This window comes from Rhodopseudomonas sp. BAL398 (assembly GCF_033001325.1).
Taxonomy (GTDB): domain Bacteria; phylum Pseudomonadota; class Alphaproteobacteria; order Rhizobiales; family Xanthobacteraceae; genus JARJEH01.
Map to the genome: position 1 here is coordinate 5,450,504 of NZ_CP133111.1, position 17,855 is coordinate 5,468,358.

The following is a 17,855-nucleotide window of genomic DNA, read 5'->3' on the forward strand; positions in this document are numbered from 1 at the left end:
GTCATTGCGAGGAGCTCTTGCGACGAAGCAATCCAGTCCGGCCTCGGGGCCCTGGATCGCTTCGCTTCGCTCGCGATGACGGCTGAACATTTCTTGTTTCCTCATTGTCCCAGCCTCTCGATCAGCGCCGGGGCATGGACCTGGTCGGCCTTGTAGTTGCCGGTCAGGGTGTACATCACGATATTGACGCCGGCGCGGAAGGCGTATTCGCGCTGCCGCGGCTCGCCCGGCGTCAGCGGCAGCATCGGCTGGCCGTCGGGGCGCAGCGCCCAGGCGCCGGCCAGATCGTTCGAGGTGATGATGATCGGCGAGACGCCGTCGCCGCCGCGCGCCGGCCGCGACGCGGCCTCGTCATTGTCCTGGCGCGGCAGCGCTTCGACCCAGGTCTGGCCGGAGATGAAGCGGCCGGGAAACTCGCGCAGCAGATAGAACGTCTTGGTCAGCACGTGCTCGCGCGGCACCGGCTCCAGTTCGGGGACGTCGAGCGAGGACAGGATGGTGCGCAGCGCCAGCATGCCAGGGGTCTGGGATTCGCCGTTCGGTCCGGGCGGCGCCTCGATCGCGTCGCGGGTATCGAACAACACGGTGCCGCCCTGTTTCATATAGGCGTCGATGCGGTTGATGGCGTCCTGCGGCGGCTTCGGCGCGCCGGCGATCACCGGCCAGTAGATCAGCGGGAAGAATGCCAATTCGTCGCGGGCGGGGTCGATTCCGATCGGCTCGCCGGCTTCCAGCGCGGTGCGCTGCGCCAGGAACAGGGTCAGCCCGGTCATCCCGGCCTTGACGATTGCATCGACGTCGGCATTGCCGGTGATCACATAGGCCAGCCGGGTCTGCGCCACCGCCTTGATGGCGAATTCGTCGCTGGCGGCGTCGGCGCGCGCCAGGGTGGGCGCGGCGACGAGCGCCGACAGCGCCAGCGCGATCACCAAGGCGGCCGGCGCCACGCGGCGGCGCAGCAGCGCCGCCAAGCCGCCGCCGAGCAAAGCGACGATCACGGCGTCGATCAGGAACAGCGCCAGCGCGGCCGACAGCAGCATGCCGCGCAGGTCGCGCGGCTCGGCGCTGGTATAGCTGGCGCGACGCGCATTCAACGCAGAACTGTCGAGCGGCGCCAAGCGATCCGCGGCCGCCAGGGTGTTAACCGCGAGCGGGCCATCGGCGGGGCCGTAGAAGCCCGGCGGATGATCGAGGCTGGCGCGGTCGCGATAATCGGCCGGCAGCGGCTTGGCGGTCGAGGGTGGCGGGCCGAAGGCGCCAAAACCGTCGAGCGTGCGTAATGGCGCCACCGTCTCGGCCGTGGCGTCAGCAGCGACGCCGGCACCGGGTTTGGAGGTGTAGCCGGATAGATCGACGATTCGTCGCAGCATTTCGACGAAGGTGCCGGACATCGGCAGATCCGACCAGCGCATATCGGCGCTGACATGGAATAGGGTGACCAGACCCTTGCCGCGATGTTCGCCGGTCACCAGCGGGGTGCCGTCGACCAGCGAGGCCCAGCTTTTGGTCGCCAGCGCGGCGTCGGGTTCGGCCAGGACCTGGCGGTTGACGGTGACGTCCTTCGGCACCGCGAGCCCGGCGAATGGCCCGTCATCGGCGAACGACGCCAGATGCTGCGGCTTTTCCCAGGTCAGGCTGCCGCCGAGGCTGCGGTCGCCGTTGCGCAATTTCACGGGCACCAGATCGTCGTCGGTCTGCTGCGCCAGCCGCGGACCGGCGAACCGCACCAGCACGCCGCCTTGGTCGATCCAGGCATTGAGCCGCTCGCGAATCTCCGGCGACAGCGCGCCGATATCGGCCAGCACGATCATCGGCAGCTTCTGGTCGAGAAACTGCGCGATCGCCAGCTGCGGCGCGCCGCGACCGCCGGTGCGCACATCGGCGAACGGCGCCAGCGCCCGGGTCAGGTAGAACGTTGCCGCCAGCAGCGGCTGCGCGGTGTCGCTGCTGGCGCCCGAGACGATGCCGATGGCGCGGCGGCGCCAGCGCTTGTCGAGCAGTTGCACCGCGCCGGCCGAGCGCTCGCCGGCAATCTCCAGCCGCGAAATGTCGTTGCGCAATTCGACCGGCAGCTCGAACGACGCCTCGGTGTCGCGATCCTGCGGGGCGAAATTGTAGCGCGCTTCGCCGATCGGCGCGCCCTTCTGGTCGAGCGCGCGGATCACGCCGGCGTCGATGCCGCCGGTCGCGGCGCGCAGCACCTTGACGGTCATCTTGGCGGCGGCGTTCTCGGCCGCGGCCAGCGCATGGGTCGGCGGTGCGCCGCCTTCGACGATGGTCAGGGTGCGATCCCCGATCAGCTTGCCCAGCCCGGCGACGAATTCGTCGCCGCGCCCGGTGTCGACGCCGTCGCTGAGCCAGACGAGCTCGGCGTCGCCGGTAGCTTGAAGAAACCGCCCGATCGCCGGCAGCGTCGCCGCCCGATCGACGGCATAGGGCTTTGGTGTCAGCTGCCGCAGCGCCACCCGCGCGGTGCCGGCCGGCATCAAGGTGGCCTCGCGCAGCGGTTCCGACAGCGGCACCAGCGCGACGCTGCGCCGGGCATTGTCGGCCTCGGCGATCAATTGATCGGCGGCGGTGATCCGCGCGTCCCAGCTCGCCGCCGCGCTCCAGCCGTCGTCGAGCAGCATCACCAGCGGCGCCTTGCTTTGGGCGGTGCCGGTCTGCGGATTCCAGATCGGCCCGGCCAGCGCGAAGATCACCAAGGCGGCGGCGAGCAGCCGCAGCGCGGTCAGCCACCACGGCGTGCGCGACGGGGTTTCTTCCTTCGGGGCGATCTCGAACAGCAGGCGGGTCGGCGGAAAATCGACCCGCCGCGGCCGCGGCGGCATCACCCGCAGCAGCCACCACAGCGCCGGCAGCGCGACCAGGCCGAGCAGCAGCAGCGGTTCGGCGAAGGACAGCGGGAGCCCCATCATGCGCCGCGTCCCACTTTGACGCCGGCGCGCTCGGCGCCCTTGTTGACCATCATGCCGGCATGCAGGAACAGCAGCAGCTCCGCGGCCGACCGGCTGGTGGTGTGGGTCGAGAACAACCAGTCGAGCTTGCCGGTCTCGTCGCGGATCTGGTCGCGATGCAGCGCCACCCGCGCCACATAGTCGGCGGCCCAGGTCTCGGCGCGGCCGGCGGTGATCATGGCGCCGCCCTCGGGCTCGACGAATTCGACCCGGCCCGAATAGGGGAAGCTTTCCTCGGCGGGATCCACCACCTGGACCAGCGTGCCATGCGCGCCGGAGGCCGACAGCCCCGCCAGCATGGCGCGGATCTCGCCGATCGGCGACCAGAAATCCGACAGCACGACGATTTCGGCCAGTGCCGTCGGCACGAAGGACGGCGGCAGGCTGGCGCGATTGGCGCTGTCGTGCAGCATCGCCTGCGCCATCTTGTCGATCACCTTGTTGCTCGAGGTCGGGTTCATCAGGCCGGGCACGCCGACCCGTTCGCCGCCGGCGACCAGCAATTCGGCGAGCGCGAAAGTGACGATCAATGCGCGCTCGAGCTTGCTATCGCGCGCGGTCTTCGAGGCGAAGGCCATCGAGGCGGAGCGGTCCGGCCACAGCCAGACGGTGTGCGCGGCCTCCCATTCCAGCTCGCGGACATAGAGATGATCGTCGCGCGCCGAGCGCCGCCAGTCGACATTCTGCGACGGCTCGCCGGAGACGAAGCGGCGATATTGCCAGAAATTCTCGCCGGCGCCGGCGCGGCGGCGGCCATGCAGGCCGTGGGTGACATTGGCGGCGATGCGGCGGGCTTCCAGCATCAGGCGTGGCAGTGACGCGGCGAGCGTTCGGCTTTCGCCATCTGCGCGTCGGACTGCCAGGATCTCCTGTTCTGCGTGCCCCGTCGTCGCCTGTGCCATCAGCCGATCCGGATTTTCAACTGCCGGATCACGTCCGGAATCGTCCGGCCCTCGGCGCGCGCCGCGAAGGTCAGCGCCATGCGGTGTTTCAGGATCGGTTCGGCGAGGTCGAGCACGTCGTCGATCGACGGCGCCAGCCGGCCGTCGAGCAAGGCGCGGGCGCGGACCGCCAGCATCAGCGACTGGCTGGCGCGCGGGCCGGGGCCCCAGGCGATCAGCTTGCCGGCGTCGCCGGCCTCGGGACCGGGACGCGCCGAGCGCACCAGGGTCAGAATCGCTTCGACCACCGAATCGCCGACCGGCAAGCGGCGCACCAGTCGCTGCGCGGTGATCAGCGTCTCGGCGCTCATCGCCGCCTTGGCCAGGGTCTGGTCGGCGCCGGTGGTGTCGAACAGGATGCGCCGCTCGGCGTCGCGATCCGGATAATCGACATCGATCTCCATCAGGAAGCGGTCGAGCTGGGCTTCGGGCAGCGGATAGGTGCCTTCCTGTTCGAGCGGGTTCTGCGTCGCCAGCACATGGAACGGCTTCGGCAGATCGTGGCGGGCGCCGGCCACGGTGATGTGCTGCTCCTGCATCGCCTGCAGCAGCGCCGATTGGGTGCGCGGGCTGGCGCGGTTGATTTCGTCGGCCATCAACAATTGCGCGAACACCGGACCGGCGATGAAGCGGAACGAGCGCTTGCCGCCGACGCTTTCATCCAGCACTTCGGCGCCGAGAATGTCCGACGGCATCAGATCGGGCGTGAACTGCACCCGCTTGGCGTCGAGCCCCAGCGTGGTCCCCAGGGTTTCCACCAGCTTGGTCTTGGCAAGGCCGGGAACGCCGATCAGCAGCGCGTGGCCGCCGGACAGGATCGTCACCAGGGTGTTTTCCACCACCCGTTCCTGGCCGAAGATCACATTGGCGATGGCGTCGCGCGCGGCGCGAATCTCGCCGGCCACCTGCTCGGCCGATCGCACGATGACGTCTTCGAGCTTTTCAATACTGTCTGCGCCGGCCATCCCGTCTCTCCTTGTCGTCATCCGACCTGTCGTCATCCGACCCTGTCGCCATCCGAGGCGGTGGCGTCGTGCTGTCGCCAAGCGCATGCTAGGCTCTTGCGGGAGCCAAGCGAAGGCCATGGATTCGTTGACCAAAACTTTCCCGATAGTATGGGCCTCGCGGATCGTGAACCGCATCACGATGTGGAGAGTTGACACAAGCGACGCCGGACTCACGGCGCTCTCCACGATGTGCGGCAATGCGCAACGTTCAACATATCGGATCGATCGTGCAAAAAGCATCAATCGTGCCAATCTCAGGCGATCAAACTCAGGGTAAACCATGGCGAAGCAAGGGCAGACTGCAAACCAAACCCTCGATGGGCTGACCGCGGCCGCGCGGGATGCCGCCGCGGCCTCGGCGTCGGGCAAGGGTTTGCCGCCGGTGCATCTGTGGGATCCGCCGTTCTGCGGCGATCTCGACATGCGGATCGCCCGCGACGGCACCTGGTTCTATCTCGGCACGCCGATCGGGCGGCCGGCTCTGGTGCGGCTGTTCTCCACCATTCTGAAGCGCGAGAACGGCAAGCACTTTCTTGTGACGCCTGTGGAAAAGGTCGGGATCCAGGTCGAGGACGCGCCGTTTCTCGCCGTCGAGATGATCAAGGACGCGGATTCGGACGGCCCTCTGCTTCGGTTCCGCACCAATGTCGATGATTGGGTGAGCTGCGATTCGGCGCATCAGCTGCGCTTTGCGGCCGCGGCTGATGGCGGGTTGACGCCCTATCTGCATGTTCGCGCCGAGCTTTGGGCCAAGGTGACGCGGGCTCTGTATTACGATCTGGTTGACATGGGCGAGGAGCGGGTGGTCGATGGCCGTCCGATGTTCGGGATTGCTTCCGGCGGCGCCTTTTTCGCGATGGCCGACGCGGAGCAAATGAGGGAAGCGCATTGAACGAGCCGATGTTGAGGACCGATCCTGCCGCCGGCAGCATCCGTTCGGCTGAGTTTTTCGCCCGCGCTCGCGAGCGCTTGCGCTTCGAGGTGCCGCCGGGGCTGACCGACGCCAGCATCGTTCCGCATACCGGCGATCACGGCAACGACCGGATGCTGCAGATGATCGCCCAGGAGCTGCCGATTCGGCCGGCCGCGGTGCTGATCCCGGTGATCGAGCACGACGAGCCGACCGTGCTGCTGACGATGCGCGCCGCGCATATGAAGGATCACGCCAGCCAGATCGCATTTCCAGGCGGCAAGATCGACGCCACCGACCTGTCGCCGCTCGATGCGGCGCTGCGCGAGGCCGAGGAGGAGGTCGGTCTCGACCGTTCCTTCGTCGATCCGATCGGCTATCTCGATCTGTACGGCACCGCGTTCGGCTTTCGGATTCTGCCGACGGTGGCGCGGATCAAACCAGGCTTCGTGCTGACCATCAACAAATCCGAAGTCGACGATGCCTTCGAGGTGCCGTTGTCCTTCCTGATGGACCCGGGCAATCACCAGCTGCACAGCAAGGAATTCCGCGGCGCGATGCGCTCCTACTACGCGATGCCGTTCGCCGAGCGCTATATCTGGGGCGCGACCGCGGGAATCCTGCGCATGCTTTATGAGCGAATTTGCCTGCCATGATCCGTCCTATTCTGACTGAAGTCGCCATCTTCCTGATTCCCTTCGTGCTGTACGCGGCGTTCCTGTTCGCCAGCCGTTCCGTGGTGTTGCACCGAACGTCGTGGCCGCTTCCGGTGATCGGCTGGCTGGTGTTGGCGGCGCTGCTGCTCACCGTCATCAGCATGCTGCTGCTGGTGCATTATTCGGGCGCGCCACCGAAATCGACCTATGTGCCGGCGCATCTCGAAAACGGCAGGCTTGTGCCAGGGACCGAGAAATGAGCGAACGGCCGCTGCTCACCTCCGCGCCGTGGCTTGAATCGGGGCCGGCCGCGCGCATGCTGGCGCTGCTCAATGGCGACGGCGAAGAGGCCAGGGTGATCGGCGGCGCGGTCCGCAACGCCTTGCTCGCGCTGCCGATCGGCGACGTCGACATCGCCACCACCGCGCTGCCCGGCGAGGTGGTGCGCCGCGCCAAGGCGGCCGGCATCAAGAGCGTGCCGACCGGGCTCGAGCATGGCACCATCACCTTGGTGCTCGACGGCCAGCCATTCGAGGTCACCACGCTGCGCGAGGACGTCGAGACCTTCGGCCGCAAGGCCAAGGTCGCGTTCGGCCGCGACTGGGTGCGCGACGCCCAGCGGCGCGATTTCACCATCAACGGGTTGTCGGTTTCCGCCGACGGCGTGGTGCACGATCACGTCGGCGGGCTCGACGATATCGCGGCGCGGCGGGTGCGCTTCATCGGCGATCCGGACCAGCGCATCGCCGAGGATTATCTGCGCATCCTGCGGTTTTTCCGCATCCACGCCGCCTATGGGGCGGGCGAGCCCGACCGCGCCGCCTATCTGGCCTGCATTCGCGGCCGCGCCGGGCTGTCGACCTTGTCGGCCGAGCGGATCCGGATGGAAATGCTGAAGCTGATGGTGGCCGATGGCGCGCTGGCCTCGGTGGTGGCGATGGGTGAGGCCGGGCTGTTGCTGGCGGTGTTCGGCGGCGTGGCGTTTCTCGGACCGTTCGCCGCGATGATCGCAGCCGAGCGCGCGCTCGGGCTCGATGCCGACCCGGTGCGCCGGCTCGGCGCGCTCGCGGTCGCCGTCACCGAGGACGCGCGCCGGCTGGCGCAACGGCTACGGCTGTCGAAGGTCGAGACCAAACGGCTGGATTCGATGGGGCATCGCTGGTGGCGGCTGGCCGGCATGGACGACGCCACCGCGCGGCGCCGGCTGTACCGGCTCGGCGAACCGCGATTCCACGACCGCATGATGCTGGCCTGGGCGCGCGCCGGCCGCGCCGCCGATCCGGCGCCGTGGCGCGCGGCGATCGCGCTGCCGCAGCGCTGGCGCGCCCCGGTGTTTCCGCTGAAGGCTGCCGATTTCATCAGCCGCGGCTTCGCCCAGGGGCCGGTGCTCGGGCATTTGCTGACGCTGGCCGAGGATGCCTGGCTGGCGGCGGATTTTCCGCTCGATCCGCCGGCGCTGCGCGCCATCGCCGATCAGACCGCCGCGCGGTTCGCGCGCGACCATCTGCTGTAAGGCCGGTCACCGCTGTGACGCGCGAGCCGGCCGCCGGTCCTGTGCCGGCGACCGTCGTGGCGGCTCAGGCGACCTTGCTGTCGTCTTCGTCGCTCTCCTCATCGTCGTCATCGAGGATTTCGATTTCGGCGCGTTCGATGACGGCGAGCGGCAAGGTTTCGCGAAACAGATCGCCTTCTTCGCCCATCCACATGCATGCGACGGAGTCCTTGTGGACTTCGGCGACGGTCATCGCCAAGCCACCGGATTTCAAAATGACGACGTCGCCTGGTTTCAGGTCCATGATTCGTTCCTTCAAATGGGTTGGCACATAGACAACCTAGCGCTTCGTCATGACGGGCCGAATACGGCCAAGAGGCCGCGGCCGATCGCCGGCTAGCGAATCCCAAGCGTCTTGTGCGTCTGCACGCTCATCCGCCATTGCGGATGGCGCAAGCAGTAATTGATCGTGCGGGTGGCATTGTCGACGGCGTCCGGTCCGTCCATCGGCTGCAGCGAGAACCGTTCGAAGCGGAGGGCTTCGAATTGCTCGGGCGGCGCATCCTGCTGCGGATAGACCAGCTTGAGTTCGTGACCCTGCCGCACCCGCAATTCGGCGCCGGCCTTGGGGCTGACGCAGAGCCAGTCGATGCCGGCGGGCGGTTCGATCGTGCCGTTGGTCTCCACGCCGATTGCAAAGCCGTGGCCATGCAGCGCATCGATCAGCGCGGCGTCGAGTTGCAGCAGCGGTTCGCCGCCGGTCAGCACCACGTAGCGATCCGAGGTGGAGCCGATCCATTGCCCGGCGATCGCATCGGCGAGTTGCGCGGCGTCCGGATAGCGCCCGCCCAGCGTGCCGTCGGTGCCGACAAAATCCGTGTCGCAGAATTTGCAGGTGGCACCGGCGCGATCCTGCTCGCGGCCGCTCCACAGATTGCAGCCGGAAAACCGGCAGAACACCGCGGCGCGGCCCGCATGAGCGCCTTCGCCCTGCAACGTCAGGAATATTTCCTTTACCGCGTAACTCACTATCAGTCCTTCATCTCGGCGCGGTCTGGCGCAACGCTTCGCCCAGCACCATGGCGGCGGCCATCGCAACATTGAGCGATCGCAGCCCGGCCTGGATCGGAATCACCACCCGCGCGTCGGCCGCGGCGGCCACATCGGCCGGCACCCCGGCGGATTCGCGCCCCAGCAGCACGACGTCCGAGCTGCGATACTGAACATCGAGATAGTGCTGTTGGCCTTTGGTTGTAAGTAAAATCAGCCGGCAGTCATTTTCCGCCTGGCGCCATTCCTCGAATTTCGACCAGGAATCGTGACGCACGATCGTCACCTGATCGAGATAGTCCATCCCGGCACGGCGGAAATGCCGGTCCGAGACCGGAAAACCGGCAGGTTCGATGATATGCGCCTCGACATTCAGGCAAGCGCAGAGTCGCAGGATAGTCCCGGTATTCTGCGGAATGTCGGGCTGGTAAAGCGCAATCCGCATCTGGCAGTGGCCTGTCCGCTCGCCATGAACTTATGGACTATCATCAGGGTGGGCAGATTTCATGCAATGCTCACCACTGAGCCGATAGCGGGCTTGCGCTCAATCGGCAAGGGTGCCAATAGAACGATTCTGGACTGTCTGTTCCATCGGGTTGACATTATAAGTCCCACCCGTCAGCCATGGACGGTGCGGACGCCGGCAGCCTCTCTCCCCCGATCGCATTGCGTATCGCGGGAGCAGGTTCACCGGATGCAGATATGAAAGGGCTAGAGATCGTGACGACAGAGGCTTCGGCGGAACCGACCCGCCGTGATTTTCTCTACATCGCAACGGGAGCAGTGGCAGGTGTCGGCGCAATCGCCGCCGCATGGCCCTTCGTCACGCAGATGAATCCGGATGCATCGACGATTGCCGCCGGCGCGCCGATCGAAGTCGATCTGACCCCGGTCGCCGAAGGTCAGGACATCAAGGTGTTTTGGCGCGGCAAGCCGATCTATATTCTGAACCGCACCAAGAAGCAGATCGAGGAAGCCAAATCCGTCGACGTGTCCAGCCTGCCGGATCCGCAAACCGACGCGGCCCGGACCAAGGAAGGCCACGAGCAGTGGCTGGTGGTGGTCGGCATCTGCACCCATCTGGGCTGCATTCCGATGGCCTATGCCGGCAATTATGACGGCTTCTTCTGCCCCTGCCACGGTTCGCAATATGATTCCTCGGGCCGTATCCGCCAGGGGCCCGCTCCCGCCAATCTGCCCGTCCCGCCCTACACCTTCGTCTCCGATACCAAAATCCAGATCGGCTGACGCGGATCCCACCGATCAGTGTTGCCATATTAATTGCTTAGGATCGCACCATGAGCGGACCATCGACCTATCAGCCCAAGAGCCCCATCATGAAGTGGATGGAGGAGCGCCTGCCGATCGCAGGGCTGGTTCATTCCTCGTTCGTGGCCTATCCGACGCCGCGTAACCTGAACTACTGGTGGACCTTCGGCGCCATCCTGTCGATGATGCTGGCGGTGCAGATCATCACCGGCATCGTCCTGGCGATGCACTACACCCCGCAGGTCGATCTGGCCTTCGATTCGGTCGAGCGACTGGTGCGCGACGTCAATTACGGCTGGCTGCTGCGCAACATGCACGCCGCCGGCGCCTCGATGTTCTTCATCGCGGTCTATATCCACATGTTCCGCGGATTGTATTACGGGTCCTACAAGGCGCCGCGCGAGGTGTTGTGGATCCTCGGCGTGATCATCTACCTGCTGATGATGGCGACCGGGTTCATGGGCTACGTGCTGCCGTGGGGCCAGATGAGCTTCTGGGGCGCCACCGTCATCACCAACCTGTTCTCGGCGATTCCGGTGGTGGGCGACAGCATCGTCACCTTGCTGTGGGGCGGCTATTCGGTCGGCAATCCGACGCTGAACCGCTTCTTCTCGCTGCATTACCTGCTGCCCTTCGTGATCGCCGGCGTCGTCGTGCTGCACATCTGGGCGCTGCATGTCAGCGGCCAGAACAACCCGACCGGCGTCGAGCCCAAGACCGAGAAGGACACCGTGCCGTTCACCCCCTACGCGACCATGAAGGACGCGTTCGGGATGTCGTGCTTCCTGGTGTTCTTCGCCTACTTCATCTTCTACATGCCGAATTATCTCGGCGAGGCCGATAACTACATCCCGGCCAATCCGGGCGTGACGCCGCCGCACATCGTGCCGGAATGGTATTACCTACCGTTCTACGCGATCCTGCGCTCGATCCCGAACAAGCTGGCCGGCGTCATCGCGATGTTCAGCGCCATTCTGGTGCTGCTGTTCCTGCCCTGGCTCGACAGCTGCAAGGTGCGCTCGTCGCGCTACCGCCCGCTGGCCAAGCGCTTCTTCTGGGCCTTCGTGGTGGTCTGCATCCTGCTCGGCTGGCTCGGTGCGCAGCCCGCCTCGGGCATCTACACCACGATGGCGCGGTTTCTCACCTTCGCTTACTTCGCCTATTTCCTGATCGTGCTGCCGCTGCTGAGCCGGTCGGAAAAGACGCTGCCGCTGCCGAACTCGATCGCCGACGACATTCTGGCGAAGAACAAGACCTTCGGCACCTCGACGACGGCGAGCCTGATGATCGGCGCGGCGCTGGCGGGAACGCTGATGCTCGGCGGCATCCGGGATGCCAAGGCCGAGACCGAACAGCCGACCCCGCCGTCGCAGGAATGGTCGTTTGCCGGCCCGTTCGGCAAATTCGATCGTGCCCAGTTGCAGCGCGGCTTCAAGGTCTACAAGGAAGTTTGCTCCGCCTGCCATTCGATGAAGCTGTTGTCCTACCGCAACCTGGCGGATCCGGGTGGACCGGGCTTCACCAAGGAGCAAGCCGCGGCGGTCGCCGCCGAGGCGACCGTCAAGGACGGGCCGAACGACGCCGGCGAGATGTTCGAGCGTCCCGGCCGCCTGGCCGATCCGTTTCACTCCCCGTTCCCCAACGAGATGGCGGCGCGTGCGGCCAATGGCGGCGCGGCTCCCCCGGATATGACGCTGCTGGCCAAGGCTCGCTCCTATGAGCGCGGCTTCCCGCAGTTCATCTTCGACTTCTTCTCCATGTTCCAGGAGCAGGGCCCGAACTATATCGACGCGCTGCTGCAAGGCTATGTCGATCCGCCGCCGGAAGGCTTCACGCTGCCCGATGGCTCCTACTACAACAAATATTTCCCCGGCCATTCGATCAAGATGCCGCCGCCGATTTCGGACGGTCAGGTCACCTATGAGGACGGCTCGCCGGAAACGCTGCCGCAATATGCCAAGGATGTCGCCTCGTTCCTGATGTGGACCGCAGAGCCTCATCTCGAAGCGCGCAAGAAGCTAGGTCTGCAGGTGATGATCTTCCTGCTGATCCTGAGCGGGTTGCTCTACTTCACCAAGAAGCGGATCTGGGCCGACGCCCACTGAAGCCCGCGGCAAGCCGCAACAACGTGACTTGAAAAGCCCCTTCGGGGGCTTTTTTATTGGGCAAATATCGGTGCATGCGGCCACGTCGCGACGGCCGGTTGCATCGCGTTGCAACTGCGGACAAAGTGCATCGAGCAAACCAATTCGTACAAAGTCGTGGAGGACCCATGGGCACCAGCATCACTTTCAAGCGTCCGGACGGCAAGGATGCCAGCGGCTATCTCGCCAACGCGGCGCGCGGCAATGCGCCGGGAGTCGTGGTGATCCAGGAATGGTGGGGGCTGTCGGAACAGATCAAAGGCCTGACCGACCGCTTCGCGCTAGCCGGCTTCGATGCACTGGCGCCCGATCTCTACAATGGCAAGGTGGTTCCGTATCACGACACCGACGCCGCCAATAAGGAAATGGGCTCGCTGGATTTCATCGACGCCACCACCCAGACCGTGCGCGGCGCGGTCAATTATCTGGCCCGCAATGGCGCCAAGGTTGGGCTCACCGGCTTCTGCCTCGGTGGCGCGGTGACGGTGATCGGTGCCTGCAAGATTCCCGAACTCAGTGCCGGCGTGGTGTTTTACGGGATTCCGCCGGAACAGGCCGCGACCCCTGCCGAGGTCAAGATCCCGCTGCAGTGCCATTTCGCCAGCCGCGACGACTGGTGCACGCCGGCGGTGGTCGATGCGTTCGAGCAGGGCTTGAAGGCGGCCGGAAAGAGCGCGGAGATCTTTCGCTATGAGGCCGACCACGCCTTCGTCAACGAGCAACGCGCGGCGGTGCATGACCGCGAGGCGGCGGAGCTGGCTTGGGGCCGCGCCGCCGACTTCTTCGCCAAGCATCTGAGGTAAACCTCGAAATTATACGTGGGTCGTAACCTTTGCGAAACGACGCGGCGAAGGACCGTATTTCCCCGTAAAATTTGAGCTTTCGGCGGAATATTTGACATAAGTGTTGCTGCGATAAGGCTGTCTCACGCCACGAGGACAGCTATGGTTGAGAACACATCGAGACGCGAACGCAACATTGTCGACTTCGTCAATTATCAGCGCGCGTTGCGCCGAAACGAACCGACCGCGATCGGCAACCGCTGCTGCCGGCATTGCGGCGCCGCACTCGGCGAAGGCGAATCGGAGGATGATTGTTCGACGGCAGGAATCGCCGTCGAGCAGGCTGGCTGGGCGCGCCAGCCGCGCAGGTTTCGCGCGGATTGACCAGGTTCGGCGCCACGTCGCGCGTTGAACGTTAAAGCGTTCTGCCGCGACGTGGTTACGGTTCGCGCGAAGAAAACGCGTTAAAACAACAGTCCGGCACTCCGGTTCTGATCGATCAGAACCGGAGTTGCCTTAAACGTGCTGGCCGCCATTGATGTGGATCTCGGCGCCGTTCACATAGGATGAGGTCTCGGTGCACAGCACGTAGATGATCTTCGCCACCTCGTCCGGGGTGCCGAGCCGATGCATCGGGATCTGCTCCTCGACGATCTTGCTGGTGCCCGGCGACAGGATCGCGGTGTCGATCTCGCCCGGGGCGATCGAATTGACCCGGACCCCGACGCGGCCGAAATCGGCCGCCATTTCCCGGGTCAACGACGCCAGCGCCGCCTTCGAGGTGGCATAGGCCGCTCCCGCGAACGGATGCACGCGCGAACCGGCGATCGAGGTGACGTTGACCACCGATCCCTTGGCGGCCTTCAATTCCTCGATCAACCCGCGCGCCATCATGATCGGCGCGAAAAAGTTGACGTGGAAGACGTGCTCCCAGGTGTCCATCTCGGTATCGATCGAGCCGAGCCGGGCGCCGCCCGCCGCCTTGGGCGAGATCGCCGCATTGTTGACCAGCGCGTGCAACTGTCCGCCATCGAGCCGCTCGCGGATCTCCGCGATGCCGCGCAGCGTGTCGCCGCGGTCGCCGAGGTCGATCTGGATGTGGTCCTCGGGGCCGGCGCCCCACGGGCATTCCTCGGGGAACGGATGCCGCGAACAGGTGAGGACGCGCCATCCGGCGCTGGAAAACCGGATCACGGTGGCATGGCCGATGCCGCGGCTGGCGCCAGTCAGGATCATCGTGCGCCGCGGCGCATTGTTGTCCGAGCTCGGCGAGGGGCGCGGCTTGGGGGAATCGGGGCTCATGGATATAGCCTTGTCTTGGTCCAGGGGTGATCCGGGGCGTCCCGGCGAAATTCGATGCGGTCGTGCAGACGGAATGGCCGATCGTGCCAGAATTCGAATTGCGCCGGCGCAATTCGCCAGCCGCTCCAGCCCGGCGGTCGCGGCACCTCGCCGATGACATGGCGGGCGGCGGCCATGGCGATGGCCTGTTCGAAGGCAAAACGGCTTTCCAGCGGTTGCGATTGCTTGCTGGCCCAGGCGCCGATCTGGGCCTGCTTCGGTCGGCTGGCGAAATAGGCGTCGGCCTCGGCGGCGCTGACCGGCGTCACGCTGCCGCGAACCCTGACCTGCCGGCGCAGCGATTTCCAGTGGAACACCAGCGCCGCCTTGGGATTGGCGGCGAGCTGGCGGCCCTTCTGGCTGGCGATATGGCTGTAGAACACGAAACCCTGGGCATCAAAGCCCTTCATCAGCACCATGCGGACGTCGGGCAGGCCGTCGGGGTCGGAGGTGGCCAGCGCCATCGCGTTCGGGTCGTTGGGTTCAGCGGTCACGGCTTCCGCCAACCACTCGGCGAATAGCGCAAAAGGCTCCTCGGCGGCGGTGAAATCACCAGACGTTAACGGAGTTGGGTGTTTGATGGAGCTGGTATCGCTCATGCGAGGATTTCCGAGTTGCAGGTCACCACGGTCCAGACCGCGTTACGGGTTCTGTTTAGGTCAGACCTATATAGGGCAGGATGGGGCGTTGGCCTATCGGCGATCAGGCCGATGGCGACGAGTGCGATAGCTATTCTAATTGCCGTCGGACTCGGCGGTTGCAGCGTCATGCGCAATGACGCCGCCTTCGCCCAAATGGACGACAGTGCCAACGCCCAGGACTTCACCGGATCGATTACCGCCTTGGCGCCCTCGCGAATGCAATCCGATGGGCCGAGCGAGGCCGATCTAGCCTTGATCCGCAACGCGGCGTCGGACGTTCTGACCAAGGGCGACAAGGATTCCAGTCAGCCGTGGGAAAATCCGACAACCGCCGCGCGCGGCTCGGTCACGCCGGTCGCGGCGTCCTATTCCTTGGATGGCCGACCGTGCCGGGATTTCCTGGCGAGCTACGTCAAGGACAAGTCGGAAAGCTGGTTGCACGGTGTGGCCTGCAAATCCGGACAAGGCCGCTGGGCGATCGGACCGCTGAAGGCGTGGCGTCGCGGTTGAAATGGCGCCCCGGCGCCGCGATTCCAGTTGCAAAAATGACACGAAGACCCCAGATGAATGAAGGTCCGGCCATCGGGCCAGATTGTTTCGATTCAACTTTATCAGTTCCCTGAAGGAGACGTGACGGATGCGCGACCCCTATGAGGTCCTGGGGGTGCGGCGGGACGCCAGCGCTGCGGCGATCAAAAGCGCCTATCGCAAGCTGGCCAAGAAGCATCACCCGGACAATAACAGGAACGATCCGAAATCCGCGGCGCGGTTCTCTGAGGTCAATTCGGCCAATGAGATCATCGGCGACGAAGATAAGCGCAAGCAATTCGATCGCGGCGAGATCGACGCCGAGGGCAAGCCCAAATTCCAGGGCTTTCCCGGTGGCGGGAGCGGCCGCGGCGCCTCGCCGGGCGGCGCCGGCTTCGAGCACAGTTTCCGCACCGGGCCGGGCCCCGGCGGAATGGGCGGCGGCGCCGGCTTCGAGGATATTCTCAACAGCATGTTCGGCGGAGCCGCGGCCGGGCGTGGCCCGCGCGGCGGCCAGACCTTCGATTTCGATACCGGCGGCCTCGCCGCCGATCTCGATCTCAGCGTTGCGATGACGGTCGGGCTCGAAGAAGCCGTCAAGGGCACCGAGAAGCGGGTCCGGCTGCCGAGCGGCAAGGAACTCAATGTCAAGATTCCGGCCGGCGTGACGTCAGGCCAGCAGATCCGGTTGCGCGGGCAGGGCGAGACCGCCCCCGGGCATCGCCCCGGCGACCTGCTGATCACCGTCACCATCGCCGCCCATCCGTTCTTCAAGGTCGATGGCAGCGACCTGCGGGCCGATCTGCCGATCACGCTGTATGAAGCGGTGCTGGGCGGCAAGGTCCGGGTCCCGACTCTCACCGGCGCGATCGAATTGTCGATCCCGAAGAATACCTCGAGCGGTCGCACCTTCCGGCTCAAGGGCAAGGGCATGCCGAAGGCCGGGGCCACGACCGGCGATCTGTTCGTCACCACGCGGATCGTCTTGCCGGATGGCCACGACGCAGAGCTCGAAACCCTGATGGAAAAATGGCGCGACGCCCGCCCCTACCATCCGCGCAGCGAGATCGGCTGATCGGGCCGGCAAGGGATGCTGCAATGCGGGCGGCGCGCGCCGAGGCTGAAATCCGACCAAGCGCGCCCGCAGCATAACACCGCAGCCAAGGGACTGTTCAGGATCATCGGGCAAAGGCCCAAACTGCTGAATTCCGGGGCGGATTTGCACTGTACCAAGCCCAAGCGCTGGTGTACCTCCAGTGCCTATCAAGGCGATGGGAAACGGAATGACGGCAGATTCAGGCCTTATGAAGGGCAAGCGCGGGGTCATCTTCGGCCTGGCCAATAACCGCTCGATCGCGTGGGGCATCGCCAAGGCTTGCCGCGCCCAGGGCGCCGAAATCGCGCTGACCTGGCAAGGCGATGCGCTGCGCAAGCGGGTCGAACCGCTGGCCGCGGAGCTGGGCGCGCTGTTGCTCGGACATTGCGACGTCACCGAACCCGAGACCATCGATGCCGCCTTCGCGATCCTGAAGGAGAAGTGGGGCAAGATCGATTTCGTGGTCCACGCCGTGGCGTTCTCCGACAAGGACGAACTGGTCGGCCGCTATGTCGAGACCACCGCCGAGAATTTCTCCAAGACCATGCTGATCAGCTGCTATTCGCTCACCGCGATCACCCAGCGCGCCGAGAAGCTGATGCCGGACGGCGGCTCGATCGTGACGCTGACCTATTACGGCGCCGAGAAGTGGATGCCGCATTACAATGTGATGGGCGTCGCCAAGGCCGCGCTGGAAGCCAGCGTGCGCTATCTCGCCGCCGATCTCGGCGAGAAGAATATCCGCGTCAACGCGATTTCGGCGGGGCCGATCAAGACCCTTGCGGCGTCCGGGATCGGCGATTTCCGCTACATCCTGAAATGGAATGAATATAATTCGCCGATGCGGCGCACCGTCACCATCGACGAGGTCGGCGACAGCGCGCTGTATCTGCTCAGCGATCTGTCGCGCGCCGTCACCGGCGAAGTCCACCACGCCGATTCCGGCTATCACGTCGTCGGCATGAAAGTGCCGACCGCGCCCGACATCAGCCTGGCGAAGGACTGAGCGGGTCTTGCACAGCGGCAATTAACATCGCCGTT

General features: G+C 65.5%; 18 protein-coding genes. 10 read left to right on the top strand and 8 right to left on the bottom strand.

The window, feature by feature from the left end:
• Nucleotides 1-101: 101 nt before the first annotated feature.
• Genes RBJ75_RS25655 through RBJ75_RS25665 form a run of 3 tightly spaced genes read right to left on the bottom strand, consistent with a single transcriptional unit; the run spans nucleotide 102 to nucleotide 4,863 of the window.
• On the bottom strand, nucleotides 102-2,918 hold the full coding sequence (locus tag RBJ75_RS25655; protein ID WP_044418170.1) for a DUF4159 domain-containing protein: 2,817 nt from the start codon (nucleotides 2,916-2,918) through the stop codon (nucleotides 102-104).
• A complete protein-coding gene (locus tag RBJ75_RS25660; protein WP_044418172.1) occupies nucleotides 2,915-3,859 on the bottom strand; it encodes a DUF58 domain-containing protein in 945 nt (314 codons plus the stop codon). Before RBJ75_RS25660 ends, RBJ75_RS25655 begins: the two co-directional genes overlap by 4 nt.
• Nucleotides 3,859-4,863: an AAA family ATPase gene (locus RBJ75_RS25665; RefSeq protein WP_044418174.1), complete on the bottom strand. Its 1,005-nt coding sequence runs from the start codon at nucleotides 4,861-4,863 to the stop codon at nucleotides 3,859-3,861. The genes RBJ75_RS25660 and RBJ75_RS25665 overlap by 1 nt, the downstream gene beginning before the upstream one ends.
• A gap of 322 nt (nucleotides 4,864-5,185) precedes the next feature.
• Between RBJ75_RS25665 and RBJ75_RS25670 the strand changes: the two genes are divergently transcribed.
• The 4 genes from RBJ75_RS25670 to RBJ75_RS25685 are packed head-to-tail and all read left to right on the top strand — an operon-like array spanning nucleotide 5,186 to nucleotide 7,984.
• A complete protein-coding gene (locus RBJ75_RS25670) occupies nucleotides 5,186-5,797 on the top strand; it encodes a DUF1285 domain-containing protein (RefSeq protein ID WP_044418176.1) in 612 nt (203 codons plus the stop codon).
• Between the two features lie 8 nt (nucleotides 5,798-5,805).
• Nucleotides 5,806-6,471, top strand: a complete 666-nt coding sequence (locus tag RBJ75_RS25675) for a CoA pyrophosphatase (protein ID WP_044418182.1) — start codon at nucleotides 5,806-5,808, stop codon at nucleotides 6,469-6,471.
• A complete protein-coding gene (locus RBJ75_RS25680) occupies nucleotides 6,468-6,731 on the top strand; it encodes a DUF6111 family protein (protein WP_044418178.1) in 264 nt (87 codons plus the stop codon). The genes RBJ75_RS25675 and RBJ75_RS25680 overlap by 4 nt, the downstream gene beginning before the upstream one ends.
• Nucleotides 6,728-7,984 (top strand): CCA tRNA nucleotidyltransferase, encoded by a 1,257-nt coding sequence (locus RBJ75_RS25685; RefSeq protein ID WP_276156621.1) that lies wholly within the window; start codon nucleotides 6,728-6,730, stop codon nucleotides 7,982-7,984. The genes RBJ75_RS25680 and RBJ75_RS25685 overlap by 4 nt, the downstream gene beginning before the upstream one ends.
• A gap of 64 nt (nucleotides 7,985-8,048) precedes the next feature.
• Here the strand turns inward: RBJ75_RS25685 and RBJ75_RS25690 are convergent, their stop codons facing one another.
• From RBJ75_RS25690 to RBJ75_RS25700, 3 genes are all read right to left on the bottom strand, one after another.
• Nucleotides 8,049-8,267 (bottom strand): DUF2158 domain-containing protein, encoded by a 219-nt coding sequence (locus RBJ75_RS25690; RefSeq protein ID WP_044404855.1) that lies wholly within the window; start codon nucleotides 8,265-8,267, stop codon nucleotides 8,049-8,051.
• Nucleotides 8,268-8,359: 92 nt separating this feature from the next.
• Nucleotides 8,360-8,992 carry a 7-carboxy-7-deazaguanine synthase gene (gene queE, locus RBJ75_RS25695; protein WP_044404852.1) on the bottom strand — a complete coding sequence of 211 codons (633 nt, stop codon included), beginning with the start codon at nucleotides 8,990-8,992 and terminating at the stop codon, nucleotides 8,360-8,362.
• A 10-nt stretch (nucleotides 8,993-9,002) separates the two neighbouring features.
• Nucleotides 9,003-9,458, bottom strand: a complete 456-nt coding sequence (locus RBJ75_RS25700) for a tRNA (cytidine(34)-2'-O)-methyltransferase (protein ID WP_044404849.1) — start codon at nucleotides 9,456-9,458, stop codon at nucleotides 9,003-9,005.
• A gap of 275 nt (nucleotides 9,459-9,733) precedes the next feature.
• Here RBJ75_RS25700 and petA point away from each other — a divergent pair, with 275 nt between their 5' ends.
• The 3 genes from petA to RBJ75_RS25715 all read left to right on the top strand — a co-directional run bounded on the left by petA (nucleotide 9,734) and on the right by RBJ75_RS25715 (nucleotide 13,229).
• Nucleotides 9,734-10,261: a ubiquinol-cytochrome c reductase iron-sulfur subunit gene (gene petA, locus RBJ75_RS25705; RefSeq protein WP_044404861.1), complete on the top strand. Its 528-nt coding sequence runs from the start codon at nucleotides 9,734-9,736 to the stop codon at nucleotides 10,259-10,261.
• 50 nt (nucleotides 10,262-10,311) lie between these two features.
• Entirely contained in the window at nucleotides 10,312-12,387 is a 2,076-nt protein-coding gene (locus RBJ75_RS25710) for a cytochrome c1 (RefSeq protein ID WP_044404846.1), read from the top strand.
• Nucleotides 12,388-12,554: 167 nt separating this feature from the next.
• Entirely contained in the window at nucleotides 12,555-13,229 is a 675-nt protein-coding gene (locus RBJ75_RS25715; protein WP_044404843.1) for a dienelactone hydrolase family protein, read from the top strand.
• A gap of 495 nt (nucleotides 13,230-13,724) precedes the next feature.
• Here the strand turns inward: RBJ75_RS25715 and RBJ75_RS25720 are convergent, their stop codons facing one another.
• Together RBJ75_RS25720 and pdxH are read right to left on the bottom strand one after the other, a co-directional pair.
• A complete protein-coding gene (locus RBJ75_RS25720) occupies nucleotides 13,725-14,510 on the bottom strand; it encodes an SDR family NAD(P)-dependent oxidoreductase (RefSeq protein ID WP_044404838.1) in 786 nt (261 codons plus the stop codon).
• A complete protein-coding gene (pdxH, locus tag RBJ75_RS25725) occupies nucleotides 14,507-15,148 on the bottom strand; it encodes a pyridoxamine 5'-phosphate oxidase (protein ID WP_044404837.1) in 642 nt (213 codons plus the stop codon). Before pdxH ends, RBJ75_RS25720 begins: the two co-directional genes overlap by 4 nt.
• A gap of 168 nt (nucleotides 15,149-15,316) precedes the next feature.
• Between pdxH and RBJ75_RS25730 the strand changes: the two genes are divergently transcribed.
• The 3 genes from RBJ75_RS25730 to fabI all read left to right on the top strand — a co-directional run bounded on the left by RBJ75_RS25730 (nucleotide 15,317) and on the right by fabI (nucleotide 17,820).
• Nucleotides 15,317-15,700: an RT0821/Lpp0805 family surface protein gene (locus RBJ75_RS25730; protein ID WP_317528556.1), complete on the top strand. Its 384-nt coding sequence runs from the start codon at nucleotides 15,317-15,319 to the stop codon at nucleotides 15,698-15,700.
• A 127-nt stretch (nucleotides 15,701-15,827) separates the two neighbouring features.
• The gene (locus tag RBJ75_RS25735; protein ID WP_044404835.1) at nucleotides 15,828-16,793 is read left to right on the top strand and encodes a DnaJ C-terminal domain-containing protein; all 966 of its coding nucleotides are present in this window, start codon (nucleotides 15,828-15,830) and stop codon (nucleotides 16,791-16,793) included.
• Nucleotides 16,794-17,001: 208 nt separating this feature from the next.
• Complete coding sequence (fabI, locus tag RBJ75_RS25740; RefSeq protein ID WP_044404833.1) at nucleotides 17,002-17,820, top strand: enoyl-ACP reductase FabI; 819 nt, start codon at nucleotides 17,002-17,004, stop codon at nucleotides 17,818-17,820.
• Nucleotides 17,821-17,855 lie beyond the last annotated feature (35 nt).